This window comes from Sphaerisporangium album (assembly GCF_003323745.1).
GTDB classification, from domain to species: domain Bacteria; phylum Actinomycetota; class Actinomycetes; order Streptosporangiales; family Streptosporangiaceae; genus Sphaerisporangium; species Sphaerisporangium album.
The window spans coordinates 127742-145461 of the sequence record NZ_QOIL01000017.1 but is presented as its reverse complement, the minus strand read 5'-3'; the positions used below and the strand labels follow the sequence as shown (position 1 = coordinate 145461).

At 72.7% G+C, this 17720-nt stretch carries 13 protein-coding genes; 9 read left to right on the top strand and 4 right to left on the bottom strand.

The genetic code is table 11. The features are described 5' to 3' along the window. Positions 1–9 precede the first annotated feature (9 nt). The 3 genes from DQ384_RS27730 (at position 10) to DQ384_RS27720 (ending at position 2924) form a co-directional block, all read left to right on the top strand. Entirely contained in the window at positions 10–957 is a 948-nt protein-coding gene (locus DQ384_RS27730) for a chlorinating enzyme (protein WP_114031883.1), read from the top strand. A 6-nt stretch (positions 958–963) separates the two neighbouring features. Continuing rightward, positions 964–2133, top strand: a complete 1170-nt coding sequence (locus DQ384_RS27725; RefSeq protein ID WP_114031825.1) for an alpha/beta fold hydrolase — start codon at positions 964–966, stop codon at positions 2131–2133. Positions 2134–2240: 107 nt separating this feature from the next. Then, the gene (locus DQ384_RS27720) at positions 2241–2924 is read left to right on the top strand and encodes a Crp/Fnr family transcriptional regulator (protein ID WP_114031824.1); all 684 of its coding nucleotides are present in this window, start codon (positions 2241–2243) and stop codon (positions 2922–2924) included. A gap of 137 nt (positions 2925–3061) precedes the next feature. Here DQ384_RS27720 and DQ384_RS27715 read toward each other — a convergent pair whose 3' ends face one another. Both DQ384_RS27715 and DQ384_RS41580 read right to left on the bottom strand, forming a co-directional pair. Continuing rightward, positions 3062–3778 carry a PIG-L deacetylase family protein gene (locus tag DQ384_RS27715; RefSeq protein WP_114031823.1) on the bottom strand — a complete coding sequence of 239 codons (717 nt, stop codon included), beginning with the start codon at positions 3776–3778 and terminating at the stop codon, positions 3062–3064. A gap of 232 nt (positions 3779–4010) precedes the next feature. Beyond that, positions 4011–4148: a hypothetical protein gene (locus tag DQ384_RS41580; RefSeq protein ID WP_181871454.1), complete on the bottom strand. Its 138-nt coding sequence runs from the start codon at positions 4146–4148 to the stop codon at positions 4011–4013. Positions 4149–4461: 313 nt separating this feature from the next. On the opposite strand from DQ384_RS41580, the gene DQ384_RS27710 reads away from it, so the two are divergent. The 6 genes from DQ384_RS27710 (at position 4462) to DQ384_RS27685 (ending at position 12239) form a co-directional block, all read left to right on the top strand. Further along, positions 4462–5484 carry a LacI family DNA-binding transcriptional regulator gene (locus tag DQ384_RS27710; RefSeq protein WP_220183163.1) on the top strand — a complete coding sequence of 341 codons (1023 nt, stop codon included), beginning with the start codon at positions 4462–4464 and terminating at the stop codon, positions 5482–5484. A 1-nt stretch (position 5485) separates the two neighbouring features. Further along, entirely contained in the window at positions 5486–6751 is a 1266-nt protein-coding gene (locus DQ384_RS27705; protein WP_114031822.1) for an extracellular solute-binding protein, read from the top strand. Then, positions 6751–7746, top strand: a complete 996-nt coding sequence (locus DQ384_RS27700; RefSeq protein ID WP_114031821.1) for a carbohydrate ABC transporter permease — start codon at positions 6751–6753, stop codon at positions 7744–7746. Before DQ384_RS27705 ends, DQ384_RS27700 begins: the two co-directional genes overlap by 1 nt. 56 nt (positions 7747–7802) lie before the next feature. Next, positions 7803–8627 carry a carbohydrate ABC transporter permease gene (locus DQ384_RS27695; protein ID WP_220183162.1) on the top strand — a complete coding sequence of 275 codons (825 nt, stop codon included), beginning with the start codon at positions 7803–7805 and terminating at the stop codon, positions 8625–8627. Positions 8628–8726: 99 nt separating this feature from the next. Then, positions 8727–10295, top strand: a complete 1569-nt coding sequence (locus DQ384_RS27690; protein WP_114031819.1) for a glucoamylase family protein — start codon at positions 8727–8729, stop codon at positions 10293–10295. Positions 10296–10394: 99 nt separating this feature from the next. Further along, a complete protein-coding gene (locus DQ384_RS27685; RefSeq protein WP_114031818.1) occupies positions 10395–12239 on the top strand; it encodes a GH39 family glycosyl hydrolase in 1845 nt (614 codons plus the stop codon). 40 nt (positions 12240–12279) lie between these two features. Here DQ384_RS27685 and DQ384_RS27680 read toward each other — a convergent pair whose 3' ends face one another. After that, complete coding sequence (locus tag DQ384_RS27680) at positions 12280–13566, bottom strand: M1 family metallopeptidase (RefSeq protein ID WP_220183161.1); 1287 nt, start codon at positions 13564–13566, stop codon at positions 12280–12282. 20 nt (positions 13567–13586) lie between these two features. Next, positions 13587–17591, bottom strand: a complete 4005-nt coding sequence (locus DQ384_RS27675) for a Pls/PosA family non-ribosomal peptide synthetase (RefSeq protein WP_245966826.1) — start codon at positions 17589–17591, stop codon at positions 13587–13589. Between the last annotated feature and the right edge of the window lie 129 nt (positions 17592–17720).

Here is a 17720-nt window from a genome sequence, read left to right as displayed (position 1 = left end):
AGGATGATCATGCAGGACACCCGCACGCAGGGCGCATTCGCCATGACCCCCGAGGAGCTCGAAGGCTTCCACGCCCGCGGCTACTTCGGCCCGTTCAAGGTGTACGAGATCGACGAGATGCGGGCGATGTGGCGGCGCGAGCGGCTGCGGCTGCTGGACCGCAGCCACGCCGTGTACCAGGACGAGGCCGCGGCCTCCGGCAACACCAACATCTCCAACTACGACCGGCACCTGGACTCGCCTTTCCTCGCCGACCACATCAGCCGTCCGCCGATCGTGGACCGGGTGAGCAGCGTGCTCGGCCCCGACGTGCTGTGCTGGCGCACCGAGTTCTTCCCCAAGTACCCCGGCGACGAGGGCACCGACTGGCACCAGGCGGACACCTTCGCCAACGCCTCCGGCCAGCCGCAGATCGTCTGGCCCGAGGCCGAGGAGTTCGGCGGCACCATCACCGTCTGGACCGCGTTCACCGAGGCCAACGAGGAGACCGGCTGCCTGCAGTTCATCCCGGGCACGCACCAGACGATGTTCTACGACGAGACCAAGCGGATGCACTACGACCCGAACAAGATCAACAACCAGGAGAAGGGCGGCGTCCGCCGGGGGTTCTTCGGCTACGACTACCGCGAGCTGCAGATCGACCCGGACTGGAAGCCCGACGAGTCCAAGGCCGTCTCGATGGTGATGCGCCCCGGCGAGGCCATCCTGTTCTGGTCCACGCTCATGCACGCCTCCAAGCCGCACGCCGGGCTGACCGACGAGATGCGCCTCGGCTTCGCCGCCCGCTACGTGCCGACCAAGGTGCGGGTCTACCCCGGCACCGACGAGATCGAGGAGTACGGCGGCCGCGTCAGCCTGGAGCGCTACGGCTCGGTCCTGGTCGCCGGCCACAACGACAACCCCCACAACCGGATGGCCACGGCCACGACGACCGGGCATCCCTTCGTGACGCGGTGATGCCCTGTGACGACCGACATGACCGGCGCGACCGGCACGACCGGGCTCAGACGCCTGGCGGAGGCGGTGCTGTCGGCGCAGCCGCTCGCCGACGTCCTCGAACATCCGGTGCGCGTGGCCGGTCCGGTGGAGATCTCCTCCCTTCTCAACCGGATGGCCGTACGGCTGGGCGCACCGGAGTTCCGCCTCACCGACGACGGTGACGAGCTGGGGGTCTTCGAACGGGTGCTGAGCGAGCACCTCGCCCTCAGGAGCCACGACCTCGACCCGCACCTGCCGGCCGAGGAGATCGACCGGACGGCCGGCAGCGTCACCGCGCACGGCTTCGACGGGCTCTGCGTCCGCGAGGAGGTCGCGGCCCGCGACGGCGGCCCCCCGCTGGTCGCGTACTCGGCCGGCACGCGCGGAGCCCCGGCCGTCGTGATCATCTCTCCGTGCGGGATGCCCGCCCGGCTGGCCGAGCGGTGGATGCGGTTCCTCGCCCGCGACCACCACGTGCTCACGTGGGAGAGCCGTGGACTGTTCGGCGCGGCCGAGGACGCGGCGATGCCTCCGGCGGAGGTCGAGGCGCAGGCCGGTGACCTGCTCGCCGTGATGGACCACTTCGGGGTGGGACGGGCGCACCTGATGTGCCTGTGCGGCGGCGCGGTCATCGGGCTGGCGGCGGCGCACCGGGACGCGGCCGGCGGCTCCGCGGCCCGGGTGGGGTCCCTCAGCCTCTGGCACGGGGACTTCGCCGGGGTCGCGGCGGCGGAGAAGACCTCGCACCAGCAGAACCTGGCGGCGCTCATGAAGATGGGCGCCGAGGGGCCCGACCGCGCCGCCGCGATCCATCCCGTCCTGTGCCAGACCATGCTCTCGGCCGTTCCGCCGGACCTGGCGCACCTGGTGGTCTACCCGTACGCCACGGCCGGGCTCCTGTTCCGGTACTGCCGGCTCAACGGCACCATCATGGAGACGGACGTGACGCCGTGGCTGGAGGAGCTGCGGCTGCCCGTGCTGGTCGTCACGAGCACCGACGACCGGACGGCGCACCCCGACGGGTCGAAGGTCGTGGCGCGGACGTTGCCCGACGCGACACTCCACGTCCGGCAGCACGGAGATCATATTTCGCTCTTCAAGGGCGACGCGGATTTGATGTGCCTGGTGGGAGACTTTATCGACTCGCTGCCCTGACCGTCCGGAGCGACTGCTCCAGTTTTCTTTGACTATTCCCGTTTTCTCTGTGATGGGCGGGTATGGGTTCCTCTGGCAAAAAGGAAACCCAGGTCGAAGGTACCAGCATGACTTCAGTAGAGGTTGCGCAGTTCAAGGACGAGCTCCAGGCTTTCATCGCGCGCGATTCGCTCAGCGCCTCTTCGATCAGATTTCCGAAAAGAACGCACATCTACAACTGCGGCGAGCGGGACGCGAACATCTATCTCATCGAGAGCGGGCAGGTCAAGACGCAGACCTACACCCGCTGCGGCAAGGAGTGTCTTTTATCGATCTTCACGGCCGGCGACATCTTCGGTGAGACCTCCCTGCTCGGCCCCGAGCGCACGGAGACCGCGACCGTGATGCGCACCTCCTGGATCAGGAGGATCCCGGCGACGGGCTTCCGGGCCGCCATGGCCGACACCCGGTTGCTCAACGGTTTCATCGACCACCTGGCCCGGCGCCTCTCCGAGCAGCAGCAGGTCATCACCACGATGGTGACGATGGACAGCGAGCAGCGCCTGGCCGCCGTCCTGCTCCGCCTGTCCAGGAAGCTGGGCAAGCGGCGCGCGAACAATCTCCTGGCCATAGAGGAGCGCATCACCCAGGAGGAGCTGTCCGGCATGGTCGGGACGACCCGGTCCCGTGTGGGCTACTTCCTCAAGCGGTTCCGCGACGCCGGCCTGGTCCTCCCTGTGTCCGAGCCCTTCCTGCTCGTGAACGAGAAGCGGCTGGCGGAGTACGTCGACGTCGAAGGGATCGAGAGTTGAGGCGCCGAGCGACGGAGCGCCCCGGAGGATGACCTCCGGGGCGCTCTTTTCATCGGGTCTCGTCGGGTTCGTCGGGCGGGGTCGTGACGGGGGTGCCGGCATGTCGAGCCGTTCTCCAGAGCCGATCTCGCGGCGGCTCAGAAGCGGATCAGCTCGAACGGGACCGCCGGCCGGCCGCCGAACCGCTCGCCCGTGCTGGTGACGAACGCCTCCAGCGGCCCGCGCGCCGCGCCGGGCGGCAGCCCGAGCCCCGCCAGGTAGGCCGAGTGCGCCTCGACCGAGGCCACCGCGACGTCCAGGGATCCGCCGACGTCGACCGCGTGCGTCGGCCGGGTGGACCCCGCGATCGCGGCGTACTTCACGCCGTTCCACGGCTTGTCCTGGAGGTCGGGGAAGATCCAGCGGTTCCCCGCGTCCAGGACCGCGTCCAGCGCGGCCCGGCCGGTGTTGCGGTGGTCCGGCGAGTTCCACTTGCCGGTGTAGGTGAAGTCGTGGTGGGTGAACGTGATCAGCAGTTCGGGCCGATGCCGCCGGATCGCCGCCGCGAGGTCACGCCGCAGCCGCGGCGAGTGCTCGATGGCGCCGTCGGCGTAGTCGAGGAACTCCACCGAGCCGACGCCGCAGATCTCCGCGCTGGCCCGCTGCTCCTCCTCGCGGACCTTGACGGCCTCCGCCGGGGCCATCCCGTCGATGCCCGCCTCACCGCGGGTGAGCAGGAGATAGCCGACGCTCTTGCCGCCCGCGGTCCACGCCGCCACCGCTCCGGCGCAGCCGAACTCCATGTCGTCGGGATGCGCCACAATGGCGAGCGCCCGACTCCAGTCATCGGGAACAGGTTGAAGGTTTTCACTCATGAATCCCCCCTGACCCGACACGACATTGACAAACCTGATAAAACGGACGCCGTCCCTCTTGCACAGTGAATTCGATATGATCTTTCATCGCATTCCTGTGGTCGCCGAGAAGTCTCCTGAGGGACGAAATGAAGGACCGGACGACGGGCGAGCGTGAGGGCCGAAAATATGCGGCCGTTCACGCGAACCACGCGGACGCGGAGGGCGATTCAGTACCCGGGTCGTGAGCCGGTCAGGACGAGATCCAGCTCTTGGTGCCGGTCGGCGTCTCCGGAGCGTGCAAGGAAGCGTGGCTCTTGGTGCCGTCCTCGTGGCCGGGCACAGTGCTGGGCACAGTGCTGGGCAGGGTGCTGGGCAGGGTGCCCGTCACCGCGCTCTTCGTGCCCGCCAGGACTTCGCCCTCGTCGCCTCCAACGGCGAGTCCCTTACCCGCACCCGCTGACCCCTGCCCCCGGGGCACCCGTCCTCGCCCGCGTCTGCCTGCGCCGGCCCGGCCGCCTCGGCGCGTCAGGGCCGGGGCGATCGGACGGGGCCACTGCCGCGCTCCCCGTCCGCTGGGCCGGAAAGTGCGGATCTCTTTACATCGCCGTCACACGGTTGCATACTCGTGGGCACTGTAAGCGCTTCCATCCGAGGGCGGTCGTCGCTCTTCGTGAGTGGAAGCGCTTACATCCAGGAGGATCATGGACGGCCGGGAGGTCTCCGGAGCCGGAGGCGTGACCATCTACGAGGTCGCGCGGCGCGCCGGGGTGTCGATCGCCACGGTGTCGCGGGCCCTGCGCGGCACCGGTCCCGTCGCGGGGCCGACCCGGGAGAAGGTCCTGCGGGCCGTCGAGGAGCTGCGGTTCATGCCGAGCCGGGCCGGGGTGAGCCTCGCCGAGGGCAGGCACGCGGCCAACGGCATCGTCTTCCCCAACCTCTCCGGGCCGTACTTCACCGAGGTGCTCATCGGGTACGAGGAGGTCGCCTCCGAACTCGGCCGCTCGGTGATCATCCTCTCGACCAAGGGACGCGACGCGATCCGCGACCTGGTGCGCGAGCTCGCCGGGCGCGTGGACGGGCTGGTGGTCTTCGGCAGCACCGTGCCGGACGACGTGATCGACGAGCTGGCCGCCTCGGGGTTGCCGCTGGTGCTCATCTCCCACGCGGAAAGGCCGGGGGCCGTCACCCTGCGCAGCGAGAACGCCGCCTCGGCGAAGGCCCTGGCCACCCACCTGCTCGGGCACGGCTACCGGCGCTTCGCCTTCCTCGGCGCCCCGTACGCCACGGGCGACGACGTCGACCTGCGGTGGCAGGGCGTGCGCGAGGTCCTCGGCGACGCCGTCACCCCCGTCCTGACGGCCGAGTACACCGTGGAGAGCGGCCACGAGGCCGCGCTCCGGCTGCTCGGAGCCCCGGGCGGGCCGGAGGCGGTCATCTGCTCCGACGACGAGGTCGCCCTCGGCGCGATCCTGGCGGCCGAGCAGCTCGGCCTGTCGGTGCCGGACGACGTGGCCGTCACCGGCTGGGACGACATCATGGCCGCCCGCCACGCCCGGCCCGCGCTCACCACCGTGCGCCAGCCGATGCGGGAGCTCGGCGCCCGCGCCGCCCGCGCCCTGGACGCGCTGATCGCCGGGGCGGGGCCGGAGGACGGCCACCGCGTCCTCCAGACCGAGCTGATCATCCGCAGTAGCTGCGGGCACCACCCTCCAGGAGGTCGCTGAGTTGAAGACGTACACCACCGGTTCGCTCGCCCTGCTCACCGCGGGCCTGCTCCTTCTCACCGCCTGCGGCCGCGCCTCGGACGGTGCCGCCGAGAAGCCCAAGGACGTCGACACCTCCGCCAAGGCGACCGGAACCCTCGCGGTCTGGGCCATGGGATCGGAGGGCGAGGCGCTCGCCTCCTTCGTCAAGAAGTTCGAGGCGGCCAACCCGGGCATCAAGGTCACGGTCACGCCCGTCGGCTGGGACGTCGCGCATGACAAGATCACCGCCTCGATCGCCGGCCGCTCCACCCCGGACGTCAGCATGATCGGCTCGACCTGGATGGGCGAGCTGGCCAAGACCGGCGCGGTGGACCCGACCCCGGGCAACCTCATCGACAAGGCCGCGTTCTTCCCCAGCGCCTGGGACACCGTGATGGTCGACGGCACCGCCTACGGCGTCCCCTGGTACGTCGAGACCCGCGTCCTGTACTACCGCAAGGACATCGCCGCCAAGGCGGGCCTCACCCCGCCCGCCACCTGGGACGAGACCAAGAGCTTCGTGAAGGGCCTGAAGAAGGCCGGCGCCGCCCAGGGCATGAACCTCAACTACACGACCGGCTCCTGGCAGGAGATCCTGCCCCTCATCTGGCAGCAGGGCGGCTCCATCACCGGCCCCGACGGCAAGTGGACGTTCGACACCCCCGAGACGGTCAAGGCCCTGGCCTGGCAGCGGTCGTACTTCGAGGAGGGGCTGGCCTCCAACAAGGTGGACCCGGCGTCCTTCCCCGCGAGCTTCTTCAAGGGCGACGTCGCCGCGTACTTCTCCGGCCCGTGGATGATCGCCGGCATGGAGAAGGACGGCGGCCCCGGCTTCGCCGGCAAGTTCGACGTCGCCCCCTACCCCAAGGGCAGCGCGGGCGGCACCAGCTTCGTCGGCGGCAGCGACCTGGTGGTGTTCAAGGACTCCAGGAACCGGGACGCCGCCTGGAAGTTCGTCCAGTGGCTCAGCGACCCGGAGACCCAGGCGAGCTGGTACACCACCGTCAGGGACCTGCCGAGCGTCCAGGCGGCGTGGCAGCGGCCCGAGCTGACGGCCGACAAGCGGGTCGCCGTCTTCGGCGAGCAGCTCAAGGACGCCAGGACGCCGCCGCCCGTCCCGACCTGGGACCAGATCGCCAAGGTGATCGACCAGGAGGTCGAGAAGGTCGCGCTCGGTAAGTCGACGCCCGAGGAGGCGGCGAAGTCCATCCAGGCGCAGGCCGACGCGGTCGGCACCGGCCTGTGATGTCCGGCCTCGCCTCTGGCCCGGCCGCCGCGGGCACGGCCGAGGGCACAGGAAGGAGCACGGCGGAGGGCACGCGCGCCCCCGTCCGGGCCGGCCGCGCCCCGGCGGGGCAGCGGCTCAACCCGCCGCGCCGGGCGGGCACGGCGTGGCTGTTCTCGGCGCCGTTCCTGCTGGTGTTCGGGCTGATGTACGCGCTGCCGCTGCTGGCCGGGCTCGTCATGGGGTTCACCGACATGCGCAGCACCGACGCGCGTAACCCGTTCGCGGTGAACTTCGTCGGCCTGGACAACTTCCAGCGCCTGTTCCAGGACGAGGTCATGCGCCGCGCCGCGGCCAACACGCTGTTCTTCGTCGTCGCGACCACGCCGCTGACGATCGCGCTCGGACTGCTGGCGGCGATGCTGCTCAACTCGGGCATCACCCGGCTGCGCACGTTCTTCCGCCTCGGCTATTACCTGCCGTACGTCACCAGCATCATCGGCATCGCGGTGGCCTGGCGGCTGCTGCTCGACCCGCAGGCCGGGCTGGTCAACGACCTGCTCAGGGCGGTGGGCGTCGACGGCCCGGCCTGGCTGCTGGACGAGCGCACCGCGCTCGGGTCGCTGGTCGTGATGACCGCGTGGCGCAACTTCGGCTTCGACATGGTGGTGTTCCTGGCCGCGTTGCAGAGCGTGCCCCGGGAGCTGTACGAGGCGGCGGACGTGGACGGCGCGGGCGCGTGGGCGCGGTTCCGGAGCATCACGGTGCCGATGCTGCGGCCCGCCCTGCTGTTCTGCGGCGTCTACAGCGCGGCCGGGTTCACCCAGTTCCTGGAGGAGCCGCTGGTGATGACCAAGGGCGGCCCGCTGAACTCCACGCTGTCGGCCTCGCTGGCGATCTACAACAAGTTCGGCTCGGGGGACTACGGCTACGGAGCGGCGGCGGCGACCATCCTGTTCACCGTCATCGCCGCGTTCTCGGCCGCCCAGTTCCGCTGGCTGCGGCCCCGCACCTGACCGGGAACGACATGGCCACCACGAAACGCACACGGCGAGACGAGAGGAGCGCGACCGTGAGGAACGCCGGGAGGTTGCGCGCCGCGGGGCTGTACGCGGCGCTGGCGATCGGGCTGGTCTTCGTGGCCGGGCCCTTCGTGTGGACGCTGCTCGGCTCGTTCAAGAGCGACGCCGAGATCCGCCAGGAGCCGCCGACGTTCCTGCCGCTGCGCTGGATCACCGGCAACTACGCCGCCCTGTTCGAGCGGATGGACGTCGTCACCGTCACGCTCAACAGCGCCGTCGTCGCCGTGATCGTGGTGGCGTCCAACCTGCTGTTCTGCTCGATGGTCGCCTACGCCCTCACCAAGCTGCCCTTCGCCGCGGGCCGGGCCGTGTTCGGGCTGGTCCTGCTGCAGATGATGGTGCCGGCGATCGTGCTGCTGATCCCGCAGTTCGTCACGGTCGCGAGCCTGGGCCTGGCCGACACCTACGCGGGCATCGTCCTTCCCGGTCTGGTGACCCCCCTCGGGGTGTTCCTGATGCGCCAGTTCATGGCGGACATCCCCGACGAGCTGGTGCACGCGGCGCGGGTGGACGGCTCGGGGGAGTTCCGCATCTTCTTCCGCATCGTGCTGCCGCTGTGCAAGCCGGTGCTGGCCACGCTCGGCCTGATCACGTTCATGGGCTCGTGGAACGCCTTCGTCTGGCCCGCCGTGGTGGCCCAGCGCAAGGAGATGTACACCCTGCCGGTCGCGCTGGCGAGCCTGTCGGGCAGGGAGACCGTCCACTACGGGCTGCTGCTGGCCGGGGTCATCGTCGTCATCACCCCCGTTCTGCTGCTGTTCGTCTTCCTCCAGCGCTACTTCGTCCAGGGCGTGGCGACGGCCGGCCTCAAGTGACCCGCCCCGCCGCGCCCGAACCGTTCCGGCCGCCCGAGCTCTCGTGAGCGCCCGGACTGTCCGATCGCACTCCCCGCATCCGAGCAACCCGAGGTGTCCATGCGCAAGACCATCGCCGCCTGCACGCTCGTACTCGGCCTGACGGCCGGGATCCCGGCCGCCGGAGCCGCCGCGCCCCCGGGCCCGGACTCCTCGCCGTCCGCCGCCGTGCCCGGCCCGCTCACCCCGGCCGCCCGTACCGCGGTGCTGCGGCGCTACGCCGCCGACACCTGGCGCTCCATGACCGCCATGGTCGACCCCGGCACCGGGCTGCCGTCGGACAAGGTGTCCGGCGACCTGAAGGTCCGGGCCAAGGTGACCTCCCCGACCAACCTGGCCACCTATATATGGAGCACCCTCGCCGCCCGGGACATCGGCCTGGTCGGCCACCGCGAGGCCACCGCGCGCGTCGCCAAGGTGCTCGCGGCGCTCGGCCGTCTGGAGCACGACACCGCGACCGGCCTGTACTACAACTGGTACGACCCGGCGACCCTGCGGATCGTCCGCACCTGGCCCGACACCGGCGACCCGGTGCGCCCGTTCGTGTCCAGCGTCGACAACGCCTGGCTCGCCACCGCGCTGACCATGACCGCCAACGCCGTCCCCGAGCAGGCCAGGACCGCGCGGGCCCTGCTCTCGCGCATGGACTTCACCGCCTTCTACGACCCGGCCGGCCGCGCCGACGTGGGGACCGGCCTGATGACCGGCGGGTACTGGACGGAGAAGCCCGAAGGCTGCTCGCAGGAGAGCGACTACGCCCACACCGGCACGACCGTGTACTCCACCTGCCACCGCTACGGCGCGATGTCGGAGACCCGCATGGTCACCTATGTCGCGATCGCCCTCGGCCAGGTGCCGGCCGAGCACTACTTCGGCCTGTGGCGCACCTTCCCCGACACCTGTGACTGGGGCTGGGCCGACCAGAAGCCGCAGGGGAGCTGGAAGACCTACCAGGGCGTCGACGTCTTCGAGGGCACCTACGGCTACCGCGGCATGCGGTTCGTGCCGACCTGGGGCGGCAGCATGTTCGAGGCGCTGATGGCGGACCTGGTCGTCCCCGAGGAGACGTGGGCGGCCAGGAGCTGGGGCCGTAACCACCCCGTCCACGTCGCCGCGCAGATCGAGCACGGCCTGAACGAGGCGAAGTACGGCTACTGGGGCTTCTCGCCGTCCGACAACCCGGCCGGCGGCTACCGCGAGTACGGCGTGGACGGCCTCGGCATGGACACCGACGGCTACACCTCCGACCAGGAGCGCACCTCCGTCGACCCCGGCTTCGGCGACTGCCGGCCCGCCAAGCCCGAGCCGGCCGCCTACGGCGACGGGGTGGTGACGCCGCACGCGTCCTTCCTGGCCCTGCGCTACGCGGGCGACAAGGCGCTGGACAACCTGGCCAGGCTGCGCGCCGGCTTCGACGCCTACGGGCCGGGCGGCTTCTACGACGCCGTCGCCGTGCGCAGCGGCAAGGTCGCCAAGGAGTACCTGGCCCTGGACCAGGGGATGGTGATGGGCGCCCTCGGCAACGCCCTCGCCAGGGACGCCCTGCGCCGCTACTACGTGCCCGGCGGGGCGGAGCGGCTGCTGAAGCCCGTGCTCGGCCTGGAGGAATGGGACGCGCGGCTGCGCTGAGGCCGCCGCCCCCGCTGATCCGCCGCCGCCGCGGGCCGTGCCCGCCCGCGGCGGCGGCGCCACGACGAGACACCACACCGATCGGGGAGAAGATCACTTATGACGGAGTCCGCGCTCAGGGACTGGCGGGAACGCATCTATCGCACCTCGGGCGAGACGGGCGTCCCCGCGGGAGTCGCCCCCGCCGCGCCGTCCGGGCTGCGCGCGAGCGCCGGCGCCGGGCACGTCACGCTGGAGTGGGAGCCCGTGGACGGGGCCATCGGCTACCTGGTCCACCGGGCGGCGAGCGCCGAGGGGCCGTTCGTCACCACCAAGCAGCCGGACGTGGACGTGCCCGCCGTCCCGGCCACCCGGTACGTCGACACCGATGTCACACCCGGGCGGACCGTCCACTACGTCGTCGCCGCCCTCGGCACGATGGAGACGGTGGGCGAGTTCTGCGCGCCCGTGGCGGCGGCCGCCCACCAGGACGGCGACCGCGCCGTGACCGTCCGGGTGGACACCGGCCGGGTCACCCGCCCGCTGCCCCGCCCCTGGCGGCCGATGATCGGGTCCGAGCACCTGTCCCACCTGCTCAGCCAGGACGAGACCGGCGGGCGTCCCATCGGCCCCGAGCTGACCGAGGCGCTGCGCGCCGTCCACGACGAGCTCGGCGTCCGCGCGGTGCGCGCGCACGCGATCCTCGGCGACGACCTCGGGGTCTACCGCGAGGTGGACGGCGTGCCCGTGCACGACTTCACCGGCGTGGACCGGGTGTACGACACGCTGAGGGACATCGGCCTGCGCCCGGTCGTCGAGCTGGGCTACATGCCCCGCGACCTGGCCGCCGACCCGTCCAAGACCGTGTTCGGCTACCAGGCGATCATCTCGCCCCCGAAGGACTACGACCGCTGGGCCGCGCTGGTCCGCGCGCTGACCGAGCACCTGGCCGAGCGGTACGGGCTGGAGGAGCTGGTGGAGGAGTGGTCCTTCGAGGTGTGGAACGAGGCCAACCTGGAGGTGTTCTGGAGCGGCACCCCGCAGGAGTACCTGCGGCTGTACGACGTGACGGCGGCGGCGGTCAAGAGCGTGCACCCCGGCCTGCGGGTCGGCGGGCCGGGCAGCGCCGCCAACGGCTGGGTCGAGGAGCTGATCGTCCACACCACGGCGTCGGGCGCGGCCCTGGACTTCGTCTCCACCCACACCTACGGCAACGCGCCGCTGGACTGGCGGCCCGTGCTGGCCCGGCACGGCAGGGCGGGCACGCCGATCTGGTGGACCGAGTGGGGGCCGACGCCGACCCACTTCCACGGCGTCGGCGACGGCCCCTTCGGCGCAGCGTTCCTTCTGCACGGCATGAGGTCGGCGGCGGGGCGGATCGAGGCGCTGTCCCACTGGGTCGCCTCCGACCACTTCGAGGAGCTCGGACGGCCGCCGCGCCTGTTCCACGGCGGCTTCGGCCTGCTCACGGTCGGCAACCTGCGCAAACCCCGCTACCACGCGCTGTCGCTCGCCGAGCGGCTGGGCGAGCACGAGCTGCGATCCGACCTCGCGGGCGACGTCGCCGGAGTGGAGGCGTGGGCCGCCCGCCACGACGACGGCCGGGCCGGGGTGCTGGTGTGGAACGGCACCCTCCACCAGGCCCAGGCGGACGGCGCCGCGATCCTCCGCCGCCGGGTCACCCTGACCCTGGAGGGCCTGGCGGACGGGCCGTACGTCGTCACCCACCACCGGATCGAGCGGGGACGGTCCGACATCCGGCACGTGTGGGAGTCCATGGGCGGCGGCGACTGGCCGTCGCCGGACCAGTGGGCCGAGCTGCGCGGCCGCGACGTCCTGGAGGAACTGCACCCGCCCACGACGACCCCGGCCGTGGACGGCACGCTGACGGCCGTCTTCGACCTCCCGATGCCCGCCGTCTCCTATGTGGAGGTCCGGCCGGCCGGGGACCCGGAGGGCCGCTGACGCCGCGGGCCCCCGGCGGGCTCGTGCCCGCCGGCGCGACTCAGAGCGGGGGCAGCGTCTCGGTGTAGAGCCAGGACTCGAAGAACGCGTCCAGGGGCTCGGGGGTGTAGTGCCCGGCCAGCTCGGTGAACATGCCGGTGGTGACGACGCCGTGGCGGTAGGCGTCGGTCCAGACGCGCAGCAGCGAGGTGAACGCCGGGCCGCCGAGCACCCGGCGCAGCGCGTGCAGGGTGAGCGCGCCGCGCTTGTAGACGCGGTCGTCGAACAGCCGCCTCGCCCCGGGGTCGGCGAGGACGAAGCCGCCGGGGCGGTCGGCCAGCCGGGCGTGCCAGCGCCGCGCGTGCGCCTCGGCGGGCTCGCCGCCCGAGGCCTCCGACCACAGCCACTCCGCGTACGTCGCGAAGCCCTCGTGCAGCCAGATGTCGCGCCAGTGACGCAGCGTCAGGCTGTTGCCGAACCACTGGTGGGCCAGCTCGTGCGCGACCAGCCGCTCGCTGCCGCGCCGCCCGTCCATGTGGTTGGCCCCGAAGATCGACATGGCCTGGGCCTCGACGGGGATCTCCAGCTCGTCCTCGGTGACGACCACGGTGTAGGACGCGAACGGGAACGGTCCGAACAGCTCGCGGAAGACCCGCATCATCTGCTCCTGGCGTCCGAGGTCGTGCCGTGCCCGGGAGTGCAGCGCGGCGGGCGCGGCCAGGCGCTGCGGCACCTCGCCGGGCAGGGCCGCGAGCTGGTAGCGGCCGATCTGCACGCTCGCCAGGTAGGCGGCCGTCGGCTCCTCCTGCCGGTACACCCAGGTCGTCCGCGAGCCGCCGCGCCGCGTCGAGACCGGCGTGCCGTTGCACACGACCGTGTACGGCGAGGCCGTCGTCACCGCGATGTCGTAGCTCGCCTTGTCGCAGGGCCGGTCGTTGCACGGGAACCACGACGACGCGCCGATCGGCTGGCTCGCGACGATCACCCCGTCGTCGAGCTGGTCCCAGCCGAGGCCGCCCCAGTGGCTGGGCACGGGCCGGGGGTTGCCCGCGTACCGGACCTCGACGGTGAACGTCCTGCCCTCCGGCAGCCAGCGCGGCGGCGTGACGCGCAGCTTCTCGTCACGGTGGGCGAACCGGGCGCGCTCGCCGTCGACCAGCACCTGGCCGACCTGGAACGGGCCGAGGTCGAGCTCCACCCGGTCCAGCGGCTCGGCCGCGACCGCGGTCAGCCGGGCGGTGCCGCTCAGCCGGTTCGGCCCGAGGCGGTGCTCCAGCGCCAGGTCGTAGTGCCTGACGTGGTAGCCCGGATCGCCGCGCTCGGGGAAGTAGCGGGTGGCCGCTGCCACTGTCCTCCCCTCGATGCCGGTCACGCGGCGCCATGCCAGGCCGCGACCGGGTTGCCGTACCAGCGGGTCCGCGCGGGCAGCGACTCGCCGCGCATCACCAGGGACGCGGGGCCGATCGTGGTGTTGCTCCCGACCGTGGCCGCGGGCAGCACCACCCCGTGCGGGCCCAGCGTCGAGCCCTCCGCCAGCTCGACTGTATCGATGCTCATCACGCGGTCGTGGAACAGGTGGGTCTGAAGCACGCAGCCCCGGTTCACCGAGGTCCCGTCGCCCAGGCTGACCAGGTCGATCTCGGGCAGCCAGTACGTCTCGCACCACACGCCCCTGCCGATCCGGGCGCCGAGCGCGCGCAGCCACGCGTTGAACGGCGCGGTGCCGAGCCACGGCGTCGCGAACCACGGCGCGGCCAGCACCTCGACGAAGTTGTCCGCCAGCTCGTTGCGCCACACGAACGAGCTCCACAGCGGCCGGTCGCCCGCGCTGATCCGGCCCAGCAGCGCCCACTTGGCCCCGACCGCGACGCCGCCCGCCACGACCCCGGCCCCCGCCAGCACGACCCCGCCGAGCAGGGCGGCGACCGCGAACCCGGCCGTCCCCGCCAGCCACATCAGCGCCGCGAGGACCGGCACGCCGAGCCCGGCCGTCGCCATCGCCGGGACCGCCCGGCACAGCTCCACCAGCGCGCGGGCCACCCGCAGCCGCAGCGGCGGGTCGTAGGTGCGGGTCGTGTCGGCCCGCTGGGCGGTCCTGCGCAGCTTCACCGGGGGCATCCCCAGGTAGGACGAGCCCGCCTTGGCCTTCTTCGGCGCGGCCGACAGCACCCCGACCAGCCCGTCCTTGGGCACCTTGCGCCCCGGCGCGGTCATGCCCGAGTTGCCGACGAACGCCCGCTTGCCGATGCGCACGTGGTCGACGCGCATCCACCCGCCCGCCAGCTCGTACGGCGCGATCATCGTGTCGTCGGCGAGGAACGCGCCGTCGCCGACCGTGGTCATCTTGGGCAGCGCCAGCACCGTCGAAATCTCGGTCTGGCGTCCCACCTTCATGCCGAGCGCCCGCAGCCACAGCGGCGTGAACAGGCTGGCGTACAGCGGGAACAGCCACACCCGCGCCATCGCCATCAGCCGCTCGGTCGCCCACGCCTGCCAGGCCGGGCGGCTGTGCACGGGGTGGTCGCCCGCGCGCAGGCCGACGCCGAGCAGCCGGACGAGCACCAGCAGGAGCAGCGCCATCGCGGCCATCGACACGACGGTCGCGACCGGCACGGCCAGCAGGGCCGGCACGATCGCCGCGCCCAGGGCGGGGGAGTCCTGGACGGCCGCGCCGAGCACGGCCAGCCCCGGGATCGCCGCGACCAGGGGCACCAGGCCGAGCAGCGACGCCGAGACGCCGTAGATCGCGCTCCAGCGGCGCAGGCGCGGCGGGCGCGCGGCGCGCGGGGCGGCCTTGCCCTGACGCGTCGCGGGCGCGCCCGCCCAGCGCTCGCCGGCCGGGACGGGCCCGCTCACCGACGAACCGGGGGCGACCTGGGCGTTCTTGCCGATCCTGGTCCCCGGCAGCAGCGTCGAGCGGGCGCCGACACCGGCCCTGGCCCCGACCCGGATCTCGCCGACGTGCAGCACGTCACCGTCCAGCCAGTGGCCGGTCAGGTCGACCTCGGGCTCGATCGAGGCGCCCCTGCCGAGGCGCAGCATGCCCGTGACGGGGGGCAGCGTGTGCAGGTCGGCGTCCTGGCCGACCTGCGCGCCGAGCGCCCGTGCGTAGTGGGTGATCCACGGCGCGGAGGAGATGCCCGCGACGCCGAGCATCTCGGTGAGCTTGTCGGTGAACCAGATGCGCAGGTGGACGGCCCCGCCGCGCGGGTAGTCGCCCGGCCGCAGGCCGCGCAGCAGCAGCCTGGCCATCGCCGCCGCCAGGCCGAGGCGTCCGAACGGCGTCATGAACAGCAGGACCCCGGCGAGCACCCACCACCAGGAGACGACCGGCGTCCAGGAGAGGCCGAGCAGGTTGCCCGCCACCGCCGCGCCGATCACCCACGGCATCGCGCGGACGGTCAGCAGCGGCAGCGTCAGGGCCGTCTGGGTCAGCGACGCGCGGCGCGGCATCGGCGCCACCCTGCGGCCGTCGTCCACGTCCTGTCGCCGGGAACCCGCCCGCGCCTCCAGCTCCTCCAGCCGGGCGGCCAGGCCCCGCAGCGTCGGATGGTCGTACAGGTCGGCGACCGCGATGGACGCGTGGCGCGTGCGCAGCGCGGAGACCAGGCGGGCCGCGGCCAGGCTGGTGCCCCCGGCGGTGAAGAAGTCGGCCCCCGGTCCGGTGACCCGATCCCCGAGGACCTCGTGCCAGCGCTCGGCGAGCCACCGCTCGGTCTCGCTCAGCTCCCCGGACGGCTCGGCGGACGCGTCCGCGTCCAGGGCCGCGAGCGGCCAGGGCAGCGCGGCCCTGTCGATCTTCCCCGAGGTCCGCGTGGGCAGGTCGTCCACGACGGCCAGGCGCGGCACGAGCGCCGCGGGCAGCGCGCCCGCCAGCCGCTCGCGGGCCGCCGCCGCGTCGAACGCGCCCGGGTCGCCCGGCACGACGTACCCCACCAGCAGCTGGTGGCCGCCCCCCGTGGTGCGGACGGCGGCCGCCGCGCCCACCACGCCGGGCAGGGCGCTCAGCGCCGCGTCGATCTCTCCCAGCTCGACGCGCCGCCCGCCCAGCTTGACCTGGTCGTCGGCGCGTCCGACGAAGATCAGGCCCTCGGGGTCCGCCACGACCAGGTCGCCGCTGCGGTAGGCCCGCTCCCAGCCGAGGGACGGCAGCGGCGCGTACTTCTCGGCGTCCTTGACCGGGTCGAGGTAGCGCGCCAGGCCGACGCCGCCGATGACCAGCTCGCCCGTCCCGCCGGAGGCGACGGGTTCGCCGTCCGGGCCCACCACCGCGAGGTCCCAGCCGTGCAGCGGCAGGCCGATGCGCACCGGGCCCGGCCCGCCCAGCGGCGCGGCGCAGGCGACGACGGTGGCCTCGGTCGGGCCGTAGGTGTTCCAGACCTCGCGCCCGGGGACGCTGAGGCGCTCGGCCAGCTCGGGCGGGCACGCCTCGCCGCCGAAGATGAGCAGCCGGACCTCGTCCAGGGTCTCCACCGGCCACAACGCGGCCAGCGTCGGGACGGTCGAGACGATCGTGACGCCGCGTTCGACCAGCCAGGGGCCGAGGTCCATGCCCGCGCGCACCAGCGCGCGCGGCGCAGGGACCAGGCACGCGCCGTACCGCCACGCCAGCCACATCTCCTCGCAGGAGGCGTCGAACGCGACGGAAAGCCCCGCGAGCACCCGGTCCCCGGTCCCGATCGGAGCCTCCTGGAGGAACAGCCGGGCCTCGGCGTCCACGAACGCTGCGGCGCTGCGATGGCTGACCGCGACCCCCTTGGGCTTCCCCGTGGACCCGGACGTGAAGATGACCCACGCGTCGTCCCCGGGCCGCGGCGCCCGCCCGCCTCGGGCCGCCGACGAGCCCGCGTCCCCGGGCACGACCGGGCCGGCGTCCCCGGTCCCGGGCGTCCGCGTGCTCGCGGCCTCGGGCTCCGTCTCGCCGCGGAACGTCAGCGCGCGGCCCTCGCCGACCACCAATCGGACACCCGCCTCGCCGAAGACCAGCTCGGCACGCTCGTCCGGGTCGTCGGCGTCGACCGGCACGTACGCGGCGCCCGCGGTGAGCACCGCGAGGATCGCGACGTACAGGTCGGCGGTTCCCGATGGGACGCGTACGCCCACCCGCTCGCCCGGACCCGCCCCGGCGGCGCGCAACCGCCCGGCCAGGGCGCCGGCCTCGTCGCGGAGCCCGGCGTAGGAGAGCACCACGCGACCGTCGTCCAGGGCCGGTGCGCCCGGGTGCGCCCGGGTCGTCTCCTCCAGGATCTCCACGAGCGTACGAGCGGGCGGCGTCTCCCCACCGGACAGGAACACGGCGTTCTCGGACAGGAAGACGGCGTCATCGGGCAGATGGACGGCATCCGGCGGCACAGCCCCGGCGTTCGGCAGCAAAAACTCACTCCAAGCGTCAACGACGCGACCCCCGGGTCACCGTGACCTGCGCGTTCCCCCTCGAAGATCGGGAACCTCGGACGCACATCTGGGCCGCCGTGACGCTCCGCGCCACGCGTACATGAACAT

Excerpts from the sequence above, each read along its gene's own strand:
- DQ384_RS27690 (WP_114031819.1), top strand. The coding sequence starts at position 8,727 with ATGCGCAAGACCATCGCCGCCTGCACGCTCGTACTCGGCCTGACGGCC.
- DQ384_RS27700 (WP_114031821.1), top strand. The coding sequence starts at position 6,751 with ATGTCCGGCCTCGCCTCTGGCCCGGCCGCCGCGGGCACGGCCGAGGGC.
- DQ384_RS27720 (WP_114031824.1), top strand. The coding sequence starts at position 2,241 with ATGACTTCAGTAGAGGTTGCGCAGTTCAAGGACGAGCTCCAGGCTTTC.
- DQ384_RS27730 (WP_114031883.1), top strand. The coding sequence starts at position 10 with ATGCAGGACACCCGCACGCAGGGCGCATTCGCCATGACCCCCGAGGAG.
- DQ384_RS27685 (WP_114031818.1), top strand. The coding sequence starts at position 10,395 with ATGACGGAGTCCGCGCTCAGGGACTGGCGGGAACGCATCTATCGCACC.
- DQ384_RS27715 (WP_114031823.1), bottom strand. The coding sequence starts at position 3,778 with ATGAGTGAAAACCTTCAACCTGTTCCCGATGACTGGAGTCGGGCGCTC.
- DQ384_RS27710 (WP_220183163.1), top strand. The coding sequence starts at position 4,462 with ATGGACGGCCGGGAGGTCTCCGGAGCCGGAGGCGTGACCATCTACGAG.